16 protein-coding genes are annotated in these 19,297 nt (G+C 53.6%); 12 read left to right on the forward strand and 4 right to left on the reverse strand.

Features of this window, described 5'->3' with window-relative positions:
- Positions 1 to 87: 87 nt before the first annotated feature.
- Positions 88 to 771 carry a GntR family transcriptional regulator gene (locus FQ179_RS04285; RefSeq protein ID WP_255474827.1) on the reverse strand — a complete coding sequence of 228 codons (684 nt, stop codon included), beginning with the start codon at positions 769 to 771 and terminating at the stop codon, positions 88 to 90.
- 121 nt (positions 772 to 892) lie between these two features.
- On the opposite strand from FQ179_RS04285, the gene FQ179_RS04290 reads away from it, so the two are divergent.
- The 3 genes from FQ179_RS04290 (at position 893) to FQ179_RS04300 (ending at position 5,102) form a co-directional block, all read left to right on the forward strand.
- Complete coding sequence (locus FQ179_RS04290) at positions 893 to 2,113, forward strand: alanine--glyoxylate aminotransferase family protein (RefSeq protein ID WP_149396012.1); 1,221 nt, start codon at positions 893 to 895, stop codon at positions 2,111 to 2,113.
- 94 nt (positions 2,114 to 2,207) lie between these two features.
- Positions 2,208 to 2,999, forward strand: a complete 792-nt coding sequence (locus FQ179_RS04295; protein WP_370459833.1) for a fumarylacetoacetate hydrolase family protein — start codon at positions 2,208 to 2,210, stop codon at positions 2,997 to 2,999.
- Between the two features lie 165 nt (positions 3,000 to 3,164).
- Complete coding sequence (locus tag FQ179_RS04300) at positions 3,165 to 5,102, forward strand: potassium transporter Kup (RefSeq protein WP_149396013.1); 1,938 nt, start codon at positions 3,165 to 3,167, stop codon at positions 5,100 to 5,102.
- A gap of 18 nt (positions 5,103 to 5,120) precedes the next feature.
- On the opposite strand, the gene FQ179_RS04305 is transcribed toward FQ179_RS04300, so the two are convergent.
- Positions 5,121 to 6,320 (reverse strand): tyrosine-type recombinase/integrase, encoded by a 1,200-nt coding sequence (locus tag FQ179_RS04305; protein WP_149396014.1) that lies wholly within the window; start codon positions 6,318 to 6,320, stop codon positions 5,121 to 5,123.
- 127 nt (positions 6,321 to 6,447) lie between these two features.
- Between FQ179_RS04305 and FQ179_RS04310 the strand changes: the two genes are divergently transcribed.
- Positions 6,448 to 7,566: a DNA-binding protein gene (locus FQ179_RS04310; protein WP_149396015.1), complete on the forward strand. Its 1,119-nt coding sequence runs from the start codon at positions 6,448 to 6,450 to the stop codon at positions 7,564 to 7,566.
- A 131-nt stretch (positions 7,567 to 7,697) separates the two neighbouring features.
- Here FQ179_RS04310 and FQ179_RS04315 read toward each other — a convergent pair whose 3' ends face one another.
- Entirely contained in the window at positions 7,698 to 8,330 is a 633-nt protein-coding gene (locus tag FQ179_RS04315) for a hypothetical protein (protein ID WP_149396016.1), read from the reverse strand.
- 698 nt (positions 8,331 to 9,028) lie between these two features.
- Between FQ179_RS04315 and FQ179_RS04320 the strand changes: the two genes are divergently transcribed.
- Positions 9,029 to 11,341, forward strand: coding sequence for a nitric-oxide reductase large subunit (locus FQ179_RS04320; RefSeq protein WP_149396017.1), 2,313 nt, complete (start codon positions 9,029 to 9,031; stop codon positions 11,339 to 11,341).
- A 174-nt stretch (positions 11,342 to 11,515) separates the two neighbouring features.
- Here FQ179_RS04320 and FQ179_RS04325 read toward each other — a convergent pair whose 3' ends face one another.
- The gene (locus FQ179_RS04325) at positions 11,516 to 11,983 is read right to left on the reverse strand and encodes an NUDIX pyrophosphatase (RefSeq protein ID WP_149396018.1); all 468 of its coding nucleotides are present in this window, start codon (positions 11,981 to 11,983) and stop codon (positions 11,516 to 11,518) included.
- A gap of 314 nt (positions 11,984 to 12,297) precedes the next feature.
- Between FQ179_RS04325 and FQ179_RS04330 the strand changes: the two genes are divergently transcribed.
- The 7 genes from FQ179_RS04330 to FQ179_RS04360 all read left to right on the forward strand — a co-directional run bounded on the left by FQ179_RS04330 (position 12,298) and on the right by FQ179_RS04360 (position 19,230).
- Positions 12,298 to 12,459 carry a DUF1674 domain-containing protein gene (locus tag FQ179_RS04330; protein ID WP_149396019.1) on the forward strand — a complete coding sequence of 54 codons (162 nt, stop codon included), beginning with the start codon at positions 12,298 to 12,300 and terminating at the stop codon, positions 12,457 to 12,459.
- A 126-nt stretch (positions 12,460 to 12,585) separates the two neighbouring features.
- A complete protein-coding gene (sdhC, locus tag FQ179_RS04335; RefSeq protein ID WP_149396020.1) occupies positions 12,586 to 13,005 on the forward strand; it encodes a succinate dehydrogenase, cytochrome b556 subunit in 420 nt (139 codons plus the stop codon).
- Positions 13,002 to 13,415, forward strand: a complete 414-nt coding sequence (sdhD, locus tag FQ179_RS04340) for a succinate dehydrogenase, hydrophobic membrane anchor protein (RefSeq protein ID WP_149396021.1) — start codon at positions 13,002 to 13,004, stop codon at positions 13,413 to 13,415. Before sdhC ends, sdhD begins: the two co-directional genes overlap by 4 nt.
- A 31-nt stretch (positions 13,416 to 13,446) precedes the next feature.
- Complete coding sequence (gene sdhA / locus FQ179_RS04345) at positions 13,447 to 15,243, forward strand: succinate dehydrogenase flavoprotein subunit (protein WP_149396022.1); 1,797 nt, start codon at positions 13,447 to 13,449, stop codon at positions 15,241 to 15,243.
- A 90-nt stretch (positions 15,244 to 15,333) separates the two neighbouring features.
- On the forward strand, positions 15,334 to 16,089 hold the full coding sequence (locus FQ179_RS04350; RefSeq protein WP_255474908.1) for a succinate dehydrogenase iron-sulfur subunit: 756 nt from the start codon (positions 15,334 to 15,336) through the stop codon (positions 16,087 to 16,089).
- A 729-nt stretch (positions 16,090 to 16,818) separates the two neighbouring features.
- A complete protein-coding gene (locus FQ179_RS04355; RefSeq protein ID WP_149396024.1) occupies positions 16,819 to 17,229 on the forward strand; it encodes a hypothetical protein in 411 nt (136 codons plus the stop codon).
- Between the two features lie 312 nt (positions 17,230 to 17,541).
- Complete coding sequence (locus FQ179_RS04360; protein WP_188074492.1) at positions 17,542 to 19,230, forward strand: bifunctional diguanylate cyclase/phosphodiesterase; 1,689 nt, start codon at positions 17,542 to 17,544, stop codon at positions 19,228 to 19,230.
- Positions 19,231 to 19,297: the final 67 nt, after the last annotated feature.

Below are 19,297 nucleotides of genomic sequence, written 5' to 3' on the forward strand. Positions count from 1 at the left end.
CGCGGGTAGAGGTTGCTCTCTCTGACATTTTGCGATGACTACGGCTTATGGCTATGGATCTCGGCCAGGTGCGGCCATCATCCGGTTTCATGCTGTTTGCGCGGCAGAACGGCTTTCAAGCACCGCATCACGTTTGCGGTGCAGGTGAGACTCAAGCAACTGTCGTACGGCAACAGCATCGCGTTTTTGCAAGGCAGCCAAAATTTGCGCATGTTCTCGTAGCGCGTTTGCCCACTTAGTCTCATCCTGGTTAGAACGAAAACGCAAGGTGTGCATGCGGCTATTAACCTGCTTCCATGTTTCGCGCAAAACGGGATTGCGGGCCGCTTCGCTGACCAGGTCGTGCACCTGGGCATTGAGACGGTAATACGTAGGCAGGTCACGGCGCTCGAAAGCGGCTTCCATTTCGAGCTGTAAAGCACGTAATTCAGCAAGCTCTTCGTCGGTAATGTGCTGGGCGGCAAGTGCGCCCGCCAAGCCTTCAAGTGACGCGACCACATCAAAGGTATGGGCAATATCCGCATCTGACAACGCCAGCGCAAAGGCGCCACGACCTGGCTCAAGCACAACCAGCCCTTCTGCAGCCAGCAGACGTATTGCCTCTCGTAAGGGTGTTCGAGATACACGCAGCATTTCGCAGAGTTCGCGCTCATTTAGCTTGCTGCCGGGTTTTAGCGTGCCCTGGGTGAGCAGCTCACGCAGATGTGTGGCAATGCGCTGGTGCAGCGTATCGCGAACTATGCCCATGTCAGGCGGTGTAATAGAATTCATGTTTTGTATTATATATTCAAAATAAAGTTTAAATCTCGGGTATTTACCTAGAGCATCCTACTGCGGTTTGTATATTATATTTTGTATAACGCATAACCGATTCACCCAGGAGCCTCTTCCTATGCCCAATCTTAACTTCCATCCCGTCGGCCGTCATTATCTTCAGATTCCGGGGCCCAGTCCTGTGCCAGATCGTATTTTGCGCGCTATCAGTTATCCAACTATCGATCACCGCGGCCCCGAGTTTGGCGCGCTGGGTCGTAAAGTATTGGCGGGCATTGGCAAGATATTCAAAACAGAGCAGCCCGTGGTCATCTACCCGGCATCTGGAACCGGCGCCTGGGAAGCGGCCCTGAGCAACACCATGAACAAGGGTGATACGGTGTTGATGTATGAAACCGGTCATTTTGCCTCTTTGTGGAAAAAAATGGCTGAGCGTTTGGGTTTGAAACCTGAGTTTCTGGGTAAGCCAGGCCTGGAGGGCTGGCGCCAAGGGGTACAGGCAGACATGATCGAGGCCCGCCTGCGCCAAGATAAAGAACATACCATCAAGGCGGTCTGTGTCGTTCACAACGAAACCTCTACGGGTGTCACGTCTGATATTGCGTCCGTGCGTCGTGCCATTGATGCAGCAGGTCATCCTGCGCTGCTTATGGTCGACACCATTTCTGGTTTGGGTTCTATCGACTATCGCCACGATGAGTGGGGCGTAGATGTCACGATCAGCGGTTCGCAAAAAGGGCTAATGCTTCCTCCCGGAATCAGCTTCAATGCGGTATCGGCCAAAGCCGTGGAAGTCAGCAAACAGGCTACCTTGGGTCGCGCCTTCTGGGCCTGGGATGAAATCATAGAGATGAACAAAACGGGTTACTGGCCCTACACGCCCAACACTAACCTGCTTTATGGCCTGTCAGAATCGCTGGACATGATTCAGGAAGAGGGCTTGGACAACGTATTTGCCCGCCACCAACGGTTGTCTGAGGCATGCCGCGCTGCCGTCAAAGCCTGGGGCCTGGAAATACAGTGCACCGATGACGCTTGCCACTCTCCAATACTGACGGGCGTAATGATGCCTGAGGGTGTCGACGCAGATAAAGTACGTAAATTGATTTATGAAAACTTCAATATGTCGTTGGGTGCAGGCCTGGGTAAATTGAAGGGGCTTATGTTCAGAATAGGGCATCTGGGCGATACCAACGACCTTACGCTGATCGCCACGCTGGGCGGATGCCAGATGGGTCTGCGCATGTCAGGTGTCAAACTTAAAGGTGACGGTGTTGCCGCCGCCATGGATCATCTGCAGGCCACCGCCACGCCGCAGGCTCATTACCCGAACGAATAGAACGCTGCTACACCTTGGTTTGAGCATGGCGTGCAACAATGAGAAGAAAAGCGCTGGCAGTTGTGACCTAACATAATTTTCGGAGTACCTATCCTTGTCTTCCGCGACCTTACCCACACCCAACGTATCCGTTCAACAAATCATTGATGAGCTTATCGCTGCGCGACAGCAAGGCGGGGTGGCGTCTGCGGCGAACCTCGACGGCACATTGACGACGGCAGAACAGGCCTATGAAGTGCAGGCCGCCGTTGCCAAAGCCTTAGGCTGGTTCGGTACTGATTTTCCACGCTACTGGAAATCGGGTGGCGCCAATCGCGAAGCGACCCTCACACACGCGCCATTACCCCCTGCGGGCGTATGGAACAGCCCTGCAGAGGCCGGCGCGTTTTTCTTCCATCGTCGTGGTATAGAGGTCGAAGTGGCACTGCGCTTGAGCAAAGCGGTGGATCACGCAACCGCGCTCGAACTGGATGAGGCGGGTGCCAGCAGCATGGTCGATGCCATGGCGGTATCGATCGAAGTTGTAGACTCCCGCTGGCAAGAGTGCATGACCGCCCCAGCGCTCATGCGCCTGGCCGATCTGCAATGTCACGGTGCATTGATTGTTGGTGAGTGGCAGCCATGGCAAGAGCGTGACTGGGCACAGCAGGTTTGCCGCGTAAAGGTCGGCGAGCAACCTGTTGTTGAGCGCCGTGGCACACACCCGTTGGGCAACCCCACCTGGGGGCTGGTGGCATGGTTGCGTCATGCCACGCGCGATGGGGCTACCGTTCCTGCTGGTACGGTTGTTACCACAGGAACATGGGTTGGCATTCTGGATGCACAGCTTGGTGATCTCGTGGTGGCACGTTTTGAGGGTATAGGGTCGGCGCAAGTCCAGCTATAACTTCTATTGGCAAACCGCGGGGGGCAAGGCCTGTCGGCGGTAGTTAAGCTGACACACCTTAATGCTTAACGCGGGTGCCAATGGGCCTGGGTTTTTCGGGCGAGTATTCACGTCGCATTGGCACATCACGGGAGTACACTCAAGCTAGGCTTGGGGAGCTCCCGCATGTCAGGACCACGTGAAGAAGTCCAGCAACGTCGCCGCTTTCACTTCAGGGCGGATACCGAGGATCACATTGCTTCAGGCCCGCGCGCGGCTGTGGCACTGGCAACACTCGGCGTTGTTTATGGTGACATTGGCACCAGCCCCATTTACGCGCTGCGACAGGCCTTTACCGGGCCTACACCCGTAGCGGTAGATGCGATTAACGTGCTTGGCGTTCTTTCGTTAATCTTCTGGACGCTAATCGTCGTTATCTCGCTCAAGTACATGACCTTTGTTCTGCAAGCCAACAACCGCGGCGAGGGCGGCATTTTTGCGCTCATCGCTTTGCTTCGGCCCTGGCGCGGCCTCGAAAAACGCCGCCGTCGGCTGCTTATTTTATTCGGCTTAGCCGGTGCCGCGCTGCTATACGGCGGGGTCATTATCACGCCGGCTATTTCTATTTTGAGTGCCGTAGAAGGGCTAGAGGTGGCAACGCCGTTTTTTGCTCCCTACGTGGTGCCTGCAACCGTGGCAATCCTCGTACTGCTGTTTGCCTTCCAGCACAAAGGTACAGCACACATTGGCGCTGTGTTCGGCCCGGTGATGTTCCTCTGGTTTCTGGTTATTGCCGTGCTTGGCGCGGCCTCCATCGTGCAAACCCCATCGGTGCTCAAGGCGCTTAGCCCAACTTATGCCTTCACGTTCGCGCAGCACGGCGGGTGGAGGGCGTTCGTCGTCTTGTATGCCGTGTTTCTGGTAACGACAGGCGGTGAGGCGCTCTACGCTGATCTGGGCCATTTTGGGCGCTGGCCGATTCGCTATCTCTGGTTCGGGTTTGTACTGCCCGCACTGCTGCTCAACTACTTCGGCCAGGGGGCACTGCTGTTACGCAGTCCGGCGGGCACGGTGCAGCCGTTTTATCACCTGGCGCCGGGCTGGTTTCTCTACCCCATGGTGGCGCTCGCTACGGCGGCGACAATTATTGCCTCACAGGCAGCTATTACTGGTGCTTTTTCGCTCACAAACCAGGCAATTCAGCTGGGCTTGATGCCGCGCTTTCGTGTCACACAAACGTCGGAGAAAGTGCGTGGCCAGATTTATGTCGCTGCAGTGAACTGGGTGCTGATGACCGCCACCATCGCCGTCGTGCTGATGTTTCGCAGCTCCAGCGCCTTGGCTGCAGCCTACGGTGCTGCAGTGAGCGGCACCATGATTGCCACCACAGTGTTAGCGTTTAATGTGGCGCGTGAAGTGGGGGGGTGGAAGCGTCCAGCGGCGCTTGCTTTCCTGATTGGCTTTCTGACAGTGGACCTGCTTTTCTTCGGTTCCAACGCATTAAAAATTCCCTATGGCGGCTGGTTTCCTATCTTGATCGGTATTCTATTCTTTACGATCATGGCTACGTGGCGGCGGGGTACCGAAATACTCCAGGACCAGGCGGCGCGCAATGCCGAGCCGTTAGAGTCACTTATTGAAGAACTCGATAAGAACCCGGTTGCGCGGGTGCCCGGCACGGCCGTGTTCTTGACGGGAAGGGTAAATAATTGCCCGCCGATACTGCGACATCATGTAGAGCGCAACAAGGCACTGCAGGAACAAGTGGTCGTGCTTACGGTGCTTGCTGAGGATGTCGCCCGCGTTGTCCATGAAGAGCGCATCGAAATCGAGCGCCACGAACAGGGCTTTGTGCGCATTATTTTGCATTACGGCTACATGCAAGGCGTAAACGTACCTGCAGAACTGGCTGCGTGCAAAGACCTTGGTCTGGATGTAAACCTTGACGATGTCACTTACTACACAGGAAGCCAAACATTAATCCCCAGTCGTAAGGAGGGAGGTATGGCTGCGTGGCGCGATGGCTTGTTTACGTTTATGGTCCGCAATGCGATGGATCCTACTGACTACTATCACATCCCGTCTGCACAAACAGTGGTCATCGGCCAGCGTGTTCGTATTTGATCCGGTACCTTCGTCAGTTCACCACTGGATCTTGTGGTGGTCTTCGGTTTCGCGATGCCGTGCATCATCTGAAGAGTGCAGGTAGGCGTTGGTCGTACTGATGGACTCATGCCCAAGGTTGTCGCGTACATGGCGCAAATCGACGTCGTGATTGGCCATGTGTGAACCTGCTGTATGGCGTAGCCAGTGCGCTGAGGCGTGTTCAACGCGCAGCGCTTCCATCTCAAAACTGGCTCCGCGCGTCCTTATCTGGTTTGCGGTTTTTTTGAATACTTCTTTAATGATGGAATGAACAGCAGCACGGGTAAGGGGTCGCGTTTGGCTGCCTATGGGTAATAAAAGTGGTGTAGCTTCATCGGCAGTAGGCAAGGGCGCCAGGCCTTTTTTGCGTCGATAGTGGGCCAACTCGACCATAAGCTCTTGGGTTGCTGGAACAATACGGGTTTTGTCGCCTTTGCCGGTAATTTCAAGCCACCAGCGCTCGTTGCCGGTGTTGTCCCGCCGGCAAAAGAAACCGCCCATTGTGTTTTGGGTAACTTCAGAAATGCGTAGCCCACACAAATACAACAAAGAAAAAAGCCAGCGCAGCCGAAGGTAATGCTCTTGCTCTCGGGCTGAGTTTTGCGGCAGTGCCATGATGGTGTGCTTTACCTGCGCCCAGGCCTCGTCGTCGAGGTAACGCGTAACACGTGGTTTAGCTTTGCGCGCACGCTGACGCGACAACGACAAAGGGTTACCTGCCAGATAGCCGGCCGTTACCAGCCATGAAAACATTGAATTCAAAATAATAATGGCCTGGCGATGGCTGGTGGGCGCCAATGGCCCTGCGAAGGGGCGCCAGTCTGCATGGCCTCTGGCTACTTTGCGCCCGCTGCGCATTACCCACTGGTCTGCGGGTTGTGGGTTTTTCAAGAAATGTTGGTAGGCCAGCAAATCTTCATGCGTAAGCGACGAGACGGGCTTTTGCGCTGCAAGGGTAGACCACAGTAGCAGACGTTCTGCTTCTTTACGGTAGTTATTAAACGTGTTGGGAGAGCCAATAAAGCGGGCTAACCACGCGGTAATGGCGTCAATGTCGTTGGTGGCCGAAATGAGCGGCGGCTTGCCGTGGGCGCGGTTTGTCCCCGCATGCCCGTTTAGCTCGGGGGAGACGCGAAGCGCGGAAGAAAAAGGGGCGTGGGCCGTTAATGCAGCCGCATGCTCATTATTGGAGACCATGGCGGGCCTGTTGAATAGGTAAGCGAGTTTTCTCGCGGCGTGTTGTGTTGTAATTTGACATTATAGCAATAATGTCAAATTAATAAATTCAATAGTTGTGAATTTAATATAATATGTTGTATTATTAATGAATCAACAAATAAATACGATGATTTCTATGCCCACTGACGACGCTGCACTTTCACAAGATGTTCAAGCCTTGCGTGAACGCTTCACCCACACTCAAGAGCTGTACCGCGAGGTCTGCGCGTTGCTGTTCTTCAGGTATGGCATGACGCCCACGGCCAACAAGCTTTATCAGCTCGTCCGCAAAGGCAGCATGAGTGCACCGGCTGAGGCATTGTCCAAGTTCTGGCAAGATCTACGTGAAAAAAGCCGCACACGCATTGAGCACCCTGATCTACCCGAAAGCCTAAAAAACGTAGCAGGCGAACTCATTGCCACACTATGGACAAACGCTCAGGCGGCAGCGCAAGAATCGCTCGACGCGTATAAGGTTCAGGCCCAAGAATCGGTACTTCAGGCCAAAGCAGAGGTTGCCGCGTTGCAGTCTGAGCGCGAAGCCGAGCGGCAGGCTCTGCAAGCGGTCAAGAGCGAGCTCAAACAGGCCGGTCAGCACATCAGCGCGCAAGATAGGGCGCTTGCCGTCGCCGACGCTAACCATGCGTCCTTGCTCGTAACGGTTGATGAGCTAAAGCACGATAATTCGCGCGTGCGGCTACAGCTCGAAGACTCACGCCGTCAGTTCAACGCCGAACTCCATAAATTACGAGCGGCGGCGCAGTTGTCCGAAGCGCGCTCTCAATCTACAGAAAAGCGCATGCTCGTCGACATAGACCGCGAGCGCATGGCATCGGCCAAACTGCAAAAAGAGCTTGAGGCGCAGGTCGCCGCGTCGTCACGCACAGCTCAGCAGCATCGCCAAGAGTGCAATGCATTGCAGCAGGCGTTGGGTGATAGTCGGGAAAAAAATGGTCAGCTGGAAGGGGCGCTGCAGGCCGTAACAGCAAGCCTTGATCTCGCCCGCCTTGAGTCCCGGCAATTGCAAACCCAATTGAATGAAGCGCAGGTCCAGATCGTGCGCCTTGGCAGTCAGGCCGATGATCTGCACCGTCAATTAGAAGAAACACAGCGCCAGCTACAGTTAGAAGAAGCACAACGACAACAACAGCTGGACGAAGCACAGCGACAACAAAAGAAGTCTCAGACGGTAAAACAGTCCAAGCCACGAACGCAACGCTCGTGATCACTTACCTTAGGCAGGTGTGTTTGTTCCAGTTTCACGTCTTTCAAGGTCAATGCCAGGGCGGCATCGTGCCTAGCCTGAAGAAAGCTCAGGCGGCCAGGCCACCCAAGCGACGTTCGCAACGTTTGTGATCACTTACCCTTGGGCAGGTGCGTTGGTGCCAGTTTTACGTCTTTCATGCCCAACGCCTGGGCAACGTCGTACATAGCCTGATTGAGTATGTAGTGCGTATTCTGGTCACTGCCGTGGCCGAATTTCGCGTCCACATCGGCCATCACCTGATTATGAATCTGATGTGATAAAAGTTTATCGAACATATGCCCTGACCAGAAAGCACCGTCTGGCGCTGTACCTGCCTGAACAAGCGCCTTGGCCAGGGCAGGGCCTTTCATATCGGCGGGCGCTGCCGGTAATTTGACGCCAGCTTCCGTAGCGCGCTTGAGGGCATCGTGAACGTCCCAGGTCATTCCACTGATAAAGTTTTTGGTGTTTTCATCACCAAACTGTTTATTCAGTTTATCGACCTCGGCATTAACGGTTTTTTCACCCAACATGGAAACCAGTGCGGTAGGGAAGCTGAAGTTCTCAGCGCCGCCGCCAGCCTTGACCAGCGCTGCGGTGACATCGAGCGCAGGTGCGCCGTCATAGACTGGGCCACCAAACCAGTTCATGGCGCCTGGCGCAGCGTCAGCCGCAAGAGCGGCCCCCGCCGGCAAAAACGCCATCGAAACAGCAACAGCCATTAGTATTTTTGAAATTTTCATGATGCGGCCTCTAAGACTAAAGGCTCGCGGCGTGCCGCGTCAAAATGACACGGTGCAGCGCGGGCATTGAATAACAATGCAAGGACTATCTGTTCGGGGCCTCCGAGTCCGATGGTTTTGATGCGTATTGCAAAAAATATGTTATTGCCAACCAGATAATCAACCGATTTAAGCAGATCGAGGCTTCTGCAAATTGCATGGTGTCGGCGGGCAGAACATATCGCTGGCGACAGGCCTAATGGACGTGCTTTTAAATATTCGGTGAACTCAATACCCGGCTTTTTTCTGAGCCGGATGCAGGTGATTTCGTCGACAGTTACACATGCATCTACTGTACTACTCATAACTAAATTGTCAATTATCATTCCTGCCTAATACTTAATGAGTCTGAAGCTTATGCCGCACTTCGTGCGGGGCTCGTGGCATAACGCCATCAACCGTATGTCGGCGCATATATATGAGTAATTACAGTTCGCATTCCTTGCAAAAAACCCTTGGTCAGACGCGATATTTCAGTCTTTCTTTCTCGGCAGAATAAGGACATATGCCGGGCCCATACGACAGAGATGTTGAGATGGCTTCACTTTATTCGGCCTTGCTATGTGGGTTAGGCATGAAGGGTGGGCGTATCATTATGTTGAGCCCGTTACACCCGGTTGTTACGACAATATATGAACGGGACGCGAAAGGAGAACACGATGAGCGTGGCTGCACAACCACTAACGGAAGATGACGGCCCACTGTCAGTATGGTGGCTACGCACTATTTTGATTGTGATGGTGCTTGGGTTTGCCGGTTTGCTGGCGATAACGCAAAAGGCCTATACCAATGCACCGCCAATTCCGGCACAAGTGGTTGATGCGCAAGGGGCAACACTGTTTACCGGGGCTGACATCAGTGACGGCCAAGCGGTCTTTCTGAAATATGGCTTGATGGCAAACGGCAGTATCTGGGGCCACGGTGCCTATTTGGGGCCAGATTACTCGGCTGCAGCACTGCATCGGATGGGCCAGGACGCCGCCAACGCGATCGCACTGCAACAGTATCAAAAACCGATGACGGAATTGAGCTTGTCACAGCAAGCAGCTGTGCGCGCTGAAACGGCGGTAACGCTCAAAACCAATCGCTATGATGCTGCAAGTGGCACCTTGCAATTAACGGCGGCAGAAACCGCTGCGTATCGCCAGCAAATTCCATACTGGACAGACTATTTTCGCCATCCTGAGCGCAATGCTGGTTTGAAGAAAGGTTTAATCGAGGACCCAATTGAGCTGCATCAATTTACGGCTTTTGTTACTTGGGCAGCATGGGTTTCGGTAGCGAATCGGCCAGGTGAGAATTACTCTTATACCAACAATTTTCCATACGACCCTAGCGTCGGTAATCTGCCTACGGGGGATGCGGTATTTTGGAGTGCAATGTCTTTGATTGTGCTTTTGGTCGGTATCGCCGCAGTCTTGCTCGCATTTGGAAAATTCGATTACTTGGGCTGGATTTCCCACGACAAGCATGTCCATCCACAGGTGTTGCCCGGGCGGTCCAGCGCTGGCCAGAATGCACTATTGAAATTTTTTGTGGTGGTTGCGTTGCTATTTTTGGCGCAGACGCTGGTGGGCGGTGCTGTTGCGCATTATCGGGCCGATCCTGGTAGTTTTTATGGCTTTCAGTTAGAAACTATTTTCCCCAGCAATCTTATGCGTACCTGGCATTTGCAGCTGGCCATTTTCTGGATCGCCACTGCGTATGTAGCGGCGGCTTTGTTCCTGGCGCGCACCCTCAGCAAAGAAGAGCCAGGCTGGTTCGCGTGGGGCGCGCACACATTGTTTGCTGCGTTTGTGCTGGTGATAGGTGGCAGTTTATTGGGTGAGTGGTTGGGTATATCGCAACTCTTGGGCCAATGGTGGTTCTGGGTGGGTAACCAGGGTTGGGAATACCTGGAACTGGGGCGCATCTGGCAGTACTTGTTGGTTATTGCCTTGTTTGGCTGGTTTGTGATGCTGTGGCGTTTACTGCGTACTGAAACCTTGGTCGAGCCAAGCGCAAAACCGCTGGTTAAGATGTTTATGCTGGCAGCCTTGGCGATTCCCGTGTTTTATATCCCGGCCTTGTTTTTCGGTGCCAAAACAAATTTTACGGTAGTCGATACCTGGCGCTTTTGGATAGTGCATTTGTGGGTTGAAGGTTTCTTCGAGTTTTTTGCTACCACCGTAGTGGCATTGACCTTTTATCAACTTGGCTTAACCCGCCGGAATGTCGCATTGCGCGTTATTTACCTGGATGCCATTTTGTATTTTGGAGGCGGGCTGATCGGCACCGGTCATCACTGGTATTTCACTGGCCACACTAGCTTCAATATGGCGTTGGCGGCGATGATCTCAGTACTGGAAGTCGTGCCGTTGACACTGTTGACGCTGGATGCATGGGATTTCGTTCGCACCACCAAGGGAGAGTGTGATATTTGCAACAAGAGAGTCACCGTACCGCACAAATGGACTTTCTATTTCCTGATGGCGGTTGGCTTCTGGAATTTCGTTGGGGCAGGCGTGTTTGGTTTCCTGGTCAACCTGCCCATCGTCAGCTATTACGAAGTAGGTACACAGATCACAGCGACCCATGCGCATTCAGCGTTAATGGGTGTGTTTGGCATGCTGGCAATCGCGTTAATGGTATTCGTGTTGCGGCAAACCACTGATGAAGCCCACTGGCCAGGTATTGAAAAATACATCAAGGTCGCGTTTTGGGGCACCAATGTTGGGCTGGCCATGATGATTTTGATGAGCCTGTTTCCAAGCGGCGTATTCCAATTCTGGGATGTGATCCAGCATGGTTACTGGCATGCACGCAGCCTTGAGTTTATCGGTAGCGAGCGTGCCCTGATCATCGAATGGCTGCGCCTGCCGGGTGACTTAGTCTTTATCTTTCTGGGCGCAGTGCCGCTGGTGATCGCCTCGATCAAGGGGTATTTAGGTATGCGTACTGCCAATAAAGAAATGGCTGTGGTTGGCGCTTGACGCTTACTGGCGGGTTCGTCATTCGTATGCGAATCCGTCATCACAAAGCAGCCCTGTTGCACTTGGCTATCGAGATCGCGTTAAGCATGTGCGGTAATGATGGTGTTAAACCAGAACCGTAATGGTGGAGAATAGTTATTGAAAAACGGGGTTTTGGTGCGCAGCGCTTATGGCTTAATGAAGCGCGATCCGCAAGTGTTCTGATGGTGGTCGATCAATGAATTCACGCTGCACATACGCAAACAACTCACGCTGGCTACCAAATGGCAGCTCGCACATGGCAAATTCAAACGAAAGCCAGCGCAGCGCAGAATGTTCATCGTTTAGCTGCACCACGCAGTCGTCATCGACGCGCGCCACGAAGGCTGGCACCACCATGATGCAATCGTTGCCAGCGTCGTAGAACTGCTCGCAAAAACTCGTGGCGAACAGCATCTGCGCGGCAAGCCCGGTTTCTTCGTGGAGTTCACGTATAGCTGTCTGCCATCCCGTTTCATTCGATTCAATGTGGCCCGCGACGTAGCTCCATACGCCGCGCAGATACTCGCTTGCCCGCTGTAGCAACAGCACCTGGGTATTGACGCCTTCGCCCTTGATGACGACGATGGATACCATACTGCATCGGAGTTCTAGCATAGCCATGGTTTATTGCCTGCGCATCGAGAAGTAAGTTTTATAGTAGGCCATCTTGCCGTACGTGGGCGATAAGGTTGTCGAAGGCAAATATTGATCTTCTTTGCGACACCATCATGCAGAGGGTGCGTCCCTAACCGACGTGGCCGATGCCGGGTTTTGCTATACACAAACCCTGATAGACACATTAACTCTGGTCAGCGTATAGTGGGTCAACTCGACAGCCCTCAACAGTGGCGTCGATATTGGCGCTAGCAGGGTTTTGAGGGCTAGCCGGCACCCATCACATTGAGCTGCATCGCACCCTCTACGGAGTGCAGGCCATGGAAGAAGAATCGACCGATACGCCCACACCCAAACCTACGCCTGCACCGGCGGCTGTGCCGGGCACAGCGCCTCGCGAACGCGCGACGCCTGAGGGTGATGGCCTAGACCCGACGCGTTATGGCGATTGGGAAAAAAACGGGCGCTGCATTGATTTTTGAAAACGACAGTTATGCGCGGTGCATCTCTGTCGTTACGCGATGGGTACGTTTCTTTTCGTAGCGCATCTGCCGGGATCGGTGCGTTTGTGAAACCGTGTTTCGTGAGCAGCCACCAGGAGCTTAGACATGTCCAATACGCGACCGCTATCACCACATCTTGGCATCTATCGTTGGCGCGTCAACATGCTGCAGTCTACGCTGCATCGGCTAACTGGTTTGTTCTTGTGCCTGGGCGCACTGCTAGTGGCATGGGGCTTGATTGCGGCAGCCACAGGAGAGAGCGCCTGGCACACATTTGCCTGGTTTTGCAGCAGCTGGTTCGGTGTGCTGCTGCTCATCTTATGGACATGGTCGCTGTTATTTCACCTTTGTAACGGCATTCAGCATCTGGCGCGCGATATGGGCAAAAATTTTGGCCCGCCCACGCGTGATCGCACGCGTAACCCCGTCTACTGGGCTACCGGCTGGATGGTCATCGGTGTGAGTGTGTTGCTGACGTTAGTGGTATGGGTAGCCCTGGCGCTTCAAACAGGAGGTTCGCTATGAGTGCATACCCCGGTCAAGACTCGTTTCGCACGCCGATCAAGATTGCACGTAGACTCGGCGCTTCCAAGTCAGGCGTGCATCATTGGTGGGTACAACGGGTTACCGCCATTGCCTTGATTCCACTTTCGATCTGGTTTCTGTTCTTCCTGGGTGCTCTGGTGCATGCCAGCTACCCCATGGTGCTGGCCACGATCGCGCAACCTGTGCCTGCGTTCTTGCTTATTGTGTTGAGCTTGTGCCTCTTCTGGCATGGTGCGCTCGGTATTCAGGTCATTATTGAAGACTACGTACATACACGCTGGCTGGAGGTAACACTGCAGATCGCCTTGCGCTTTGGTGCCATTCTCGCTGCACTTGCCTGTGTACTTGCGGTACTTGCGATCTGGCTGGGCGTTGTCCCACAACACTAAGCGTGAACTTCGTAAAAAAGAGGAAAGGTCTATGCCTGCACCAAGTTACAAAGTCCAGACCCACGAATATGACGTGGTGGTTGTTGGCGCGGGTGGTGCGGGACTGCGCGCAACCTTGGGGTTGGCTGCCAAGGGCTTGTCTGCAGCGTGTATCACCAAGGTATTTCCAACACGCTCGCACACGGTTGCTGCACAGGGCGGGATCGCTGCAGCATTGGGCAATATGGGTGAAGACCACTGGCGCTATCATTTTTATGACACCGTCAAAGGTGGTGACTGGCTGGGCGACCAGGACGCCATCGAGTACATGTGCCGTGAGGCCATTCCGGCTGTCATCGAGCTGGAACACTTCGGCGTGCCGTTTTCGCGCACGAAAGAGGGCAAAATCTACCAGCGCCCGTTCGGCGGCATGACGACCCACTACGGCGAAGGTATCGCACAACGCAGTTGCGCAGCGGCCGACCGCACCGGCCACGCCATTTTGCACACGCTGTATACCCAGGCGCTTAAGCACGATGCCAAGTTTTTTGTCGAATATTTCACCACTGATCTGGTAAGAAACCCTGCTGACGGTCGTATTGTAGGTGTGCTCGCCATTGACCTGAACAATGGCAGCCTGCATTTCTTTAGAGGCCACGCCATCATGCTGGCGACCGGCGGATATGGGCGTGCCTATTTTTCCTGTACTGGCGCGCATACTCAAACAGGCGATGGCGGCGGCATGGCCTTGCGCGCTGGCCTGGCATTGCAAGATCTTGAGTTTGTGCAGTTTCACCCAACCGGCATCTATGGTGCAGGTTGCCTTATCACCGAAGGCGTGCGTGGGGAAGGGGGGTTTCTCACCAACTCTGATGGCGAGCCCTTCATGGAACGCTATGCGCCCAATGTCAAGGATCTGGCCTCGCGCGACGTGGTAAGTCGTGCAATGACCATAGAAATTCGCGAAGGGCGTGGAGTTGGCGAACACGCAGATTATATTAATTTAAACCTTGCTCATCTGGGCGCGGACACGTTGCATGAACGCCTGCCAGGCATTTCGGAGACGGCACGCATTTTTGCTGGCGTAGATGTTACCAAGGAGCCTATTCCAGTGCTTCCGACAGTGCACTACAACATGGGCGGCATCCCCACCAACTACCATGGTGAAGTGGTGCAAAAGGTTGGCAATGACCCCGATGTAGTGGTGCCGGGTCTGTTCGCCATCGGCGAAAGCGCATGCGTGTCGGTGCATGGCGCAAATCGCTTGGGTACCAATTCGCTGCTCGACATCGTGGTGTTCGGCCGCGCAGCGGCCAACCGTTGCGCCGAGGTCGTCAAGCCTGGCACGCTACACCGCGATCTGCCTGCTGATATTTTGGAACCGGCACTGGCGCGCCTGGACCAAGTACGGCACGCCAAAGGCGCTACGCCGACTGCACAACTGCGCCTGCATATGCAGAAGACCATGCAGGCTGACGCCGCCGTATTTCGTACCGCCGAGACGCTTGAACAGGGTTGCAGAAAGATCGACGAGATTAACGCCCAGTTTGCCGATATCCGTGTCACCGACCGTTCTTTGGTCTGGAACAGCGACCTCATAGAAACCTTTGAACTGGCGAATTTGCTGGGGCAGGCGGTTGGCACCATGCACTCGGCCGCACAGCGTACAGAAACCCGAGGCGGGCACGCTCGTGAGGATTTCCCCGAGCGCGACGACGTTAACTGGATGAAGCACACATTGGTTAGCGTGAACGAGAAGGGTGCTTGTTCATTTGACTACCGGCCCGTGCACTCCAACACCCTGACTGACGAGGTAGAAACCGTCCCGCCCGCCAAGCGCGTTTATTGACGCGTGTTTGCGGAACAACAGCTGCGCGCCTAGTCACATGCAGATCATCCAATGTAAGGAAGAAACATGGCCGAATTCACCTTGCCAAAAATGTCCAGGATACAGAAGGGCAATCACCACGCCGCCTTGCCGGGTGCAAAAAAGGTTCGTAGCTTCCGCGTCTATCGCTGGGATCCTGATGCGGGTAGCAATCCGCGCGTAGATACTTACGAAGTTGATGTCGCTGGTTCCACTATGGTTCTGGACGTTTTGCTCAGGATCAAGAACGAGATCGACCCAACGCTTACGCTGCGCCGTTCGTGTCGTGAAGGGGTGTGTGGTTCGTGCGCGATGAATATTGACGGTGAAAATACGCTGGCCTGTACCAAGGGCCTGGATGAGCTTCCAGATGGCGTTGTCAGCGTATACCCATTGCCGCACATGCCGGTAGTGAAGGATCTGGTATCCGACCTTACGCATTTATACGCGCAATATGCGTCGATCAAGCCATGGATACAGACCCAGAGTGTGGCCGGTACGCGCGAACGCCTGCAGTCTCCCGAAGATCGGCAAAAACTGGATGGCCTGTACGAGTGTATTCTGTGTGCGTGCTGCTCCACGGCTTGTCCAAGCACGTGGTGGAACCCAGATCGTTTTCTGGGCCCTATGGTATTGCTGCAGGCTTACCGTTGGATCGCCGATTCACGCGATGAGGCAACGGGCGAACGGCTGGATGATCTGGAGGACCCGTTCAAGCTGTATCGCTGCCACACCATCATGAACTGCACCAACACGTGCCCGAAGGGGCTCAATCCGGCCAAAGCGATCAGTGAGATCAAGCAGCTAATGGTGAGCCGGAAGGTGTGAGGGCCAATCGCGTTGGCGATGGAATGAACCATGCCGCCGACTTTACTTTCCGGGTTGTGAGGGAGTTTTTCCCCGAGCGACCAATCGCTGGCAGTTTATGCTACTTAAAATAAAGACTATGTATGTATTTTATTTTACAAGTGCTCGTAAACTAATTATTTGCATAAGCCTATTAGAGTAAAAGACAGATTCTGTCCTTAATATGTATTATGGTTTTCACGTAAGCTTAATGTGACGTTGTAAATATTAGAACTAAATTCAACGCATTAAGCTGGGCCAAGGTTACCTATAAAATCTTCGCCATCGGGAAAACAGCCTATGTTCAAAGCATATAGCCTGGGCCACAATTTCTCTCACACTGCGAGCAATATGTGGAGGATCCAAGTTAGCGCATCACAACGTTCTGCCTTGACGAGATGGCAACAGGCAACGAATAGGGACACATCGTCGAACTGCTTCCTCTATTGCTAGCCTCTCATTGGGAGCACGGGGCAAAGGTCGCGCGTTAATTCCTAACTCTCCATATTTTTGCAACTGAGGTCGGTTGTGCGATCGTCTCGCCTCCAATCGGTCACTGTCGTTTTGAGCATGAAGAGAATTTCACATATGCGTATTTACGTTTACCACAGCATCACTATTTTTCTGCTGAGTTCAGGCCTGCTGTGTAACAGTTTAAGTCCGTACTTACTTGGTTTGCCACTGAAAGCACGTTTTGAGTGAGTACCTTTGATGGCAACGCGCAGCCGCCTGTGGCACACCGAGATCAGAACGACACTGACAAAGCATCCCGAAGCCGTGCTCGGGATGACGAGCCATCTTTGGCGTCAACTAGCGGGTGAGCTGATCCCTATCATCGGCGGCCTTGGCTTCAAGTCCCTGTACGCCAGAAGCTGCTCGTTGACCAGGCTCGATTTCCCGTGGCTGGTCAACGAGCAACTGACGGCTGGTACCGATTTCTCGTTTACACAATTATCAAAGTGTCTGGCGCGGCAAAACGTAACTGAAGCGAGTGAGGGGAGCGCGCGTCTGCTAATAACGTTTTACGACACACTCGCTCTGCTCATCGGCGAATCGATGGCCGACACCATCATAAGCGATGCCTGGAGCGATACCACTCTGCTCGATCACCTGGAAATTTGAATATGACGCGTGAAGCGACCAAGCAACGGCTGTTTTCAAAGTGTGGTGTCGATGGTCAAAGTGCCCGGCAGCCAGCACAGCAAACCTATCCATTCTTGTAAAATCGTGCATGACAGCTTCACTATCGATGACGTGCTGAGCCAGTGAAGGTGTTTTTTCGGATCAACCAAGCAGCCAGGCTCTGCCGGATCTCAATCCCACGGTTCCAGCATAGAGCGCCTTCTTGAGCTTTGACATGCGGCACCTACTTTACGGACGGATGGAATGCGAAATCTTGGTCGGAAAAAAGGAGTAAGAAGCGAGGCGCGGAAGATGTTATTCCGTGAGTCGGCTGACAGTCCTGCAAGCGATCCGCAGACCGTGGTAGAAAAGAACCGGCGTAAAAACCTTACTCCGGTGACGATGTTCGATCAGGTGCGACCGGCAAAGGAAGCCAGGAGAGCGTTTGCTGATCAGCGTATGCGCGAGGCTGCTCATAGCGATGATATTAGGCAGATGCGCAAACAACTGAAGAAGTTGCGGCAAAGCGAAGTTGCCTCGCGTGAAGATATCCTTCTGACAGCGATGCGGATGCAGTCGACGTTTGATTCGCATCTTGCCAAGCTAAGGGAAGCGAATGAAAATCTGGTAATTGCCTCGGTCGATACCCAGATGATGGCTGATAAGGTAAAAAAAATCAGAGATCAGATGAGCTACATGGCCCATCATGATTTTTTGACTGGCTTGCCAAATCGGAAGTTGCTGGAAGAGCGCCTGACGCAAGCAATATCGCTGGCCAGACGTCACGGCACTAGACTGGCGGTGCTCTTCATTGATTTAGACCGTTTCAAGACAATCAACGATTCCCTGGGACACGCGACCGGCGATGGGTTGTTAAGGTTGGTCGCACAGCGCCTGCTAAGCTCGGTTCGCGCCAGTGATACCGTCAGTCGGCAAGGTGGTGACGAGTTCGTACTCGTGCTTTCTGAGGTCTTAGATGTACACGCGGTGGCGAAGGTCGCCGATAAAATCTGCGAAACGGTCAGTGCAAATTACACACTTGCTGGGCAGGAGCTTCATATAGGCACCACGATTGGCATCAGCATGTACCCGGACGATGGCGTCCATGCCGAAGCGCTGATCCGACATGCCGATGTCGCCATGTACCACGGCAAGAAATCACTTGGCTCCAATTACTCGTTTTTCAAACCTGAAATGACCGTGCGTGCGGTGCAACGCCAGAAAGTGGAAGCGGATTTATACCGTGCGCTGGCGGCTCAGGAATTTCAGCTGTATTACCAGCCACAAGTTGACTTGCTGACAGGCCGCATCGTAGGCGTGGAAGCGTTGATCCGCTGGCGCCACCCCGAGCTTGGCTTGTTGCTGCCGCGGGCCTTCATCCCAATCGCCGAAGAATGTGGTGCGATTGTGCCGATTGGGCGCTGGGTGTTGCATGAAGCATGCCGACAAACCATGACGTGGTTAGAGGCTGGTCTTGCGGTGCCAGTTATAGCCGTGAATATTTCTGCGATCGAATTCGAGACGGCTGATTTTATGGAAAGCGTCTGTGCCATTTTGCTGGACACCAGATTAGAACCGCACTATGTGGAACTCGAGATTACCGAGTCCGCTTTAATGAAGAACGCCAAAGCCACAATGAATGTTCTTCAGGAGCTTAAGCGCATGGGAATAAGGATCGCAATCGATGATTTTGGCACCGGCTACTCCAGCCTCAGTTATTTGCAGCGATTCCCGGTGGATACCCTGAAAATCGACCACTCGTTTGTAGAGGGCATTGAGGCCGATGGTGCTGACTGCAATGTTCTGATCAATTTAGTGGTTGATCTGGGGCATAGTCTGGGGCATCAAGTTATTGCAGAAGGGATAGAAACGGCGGCGCAACTGAAGTATCTGGTGGATCATCTGTGTCTGAAAGGACAAGGTAATTATTTCAGTGAGCCATTGAGTGCAGATCAATTTGCCACTGTGCTTCAAGCGAGATTGTCAGATAGGCCCGCTTGATTAGGGTAAGTGAATGCGGTTGCTGCAGCGCTTAATGCATGCTGATGTAAGCAAAGAACGTAATCTG

Source organism: Pusillimonas sp. ANT_WB101 (genome assembly GCF_008369125.1).
Classification (GTDB): domain Bacteria; phylum Pseudomonadota; class Gammaproteobacteria; order Burkholderiales; family Burkholderiaceae_B; genus Allopusillimonas.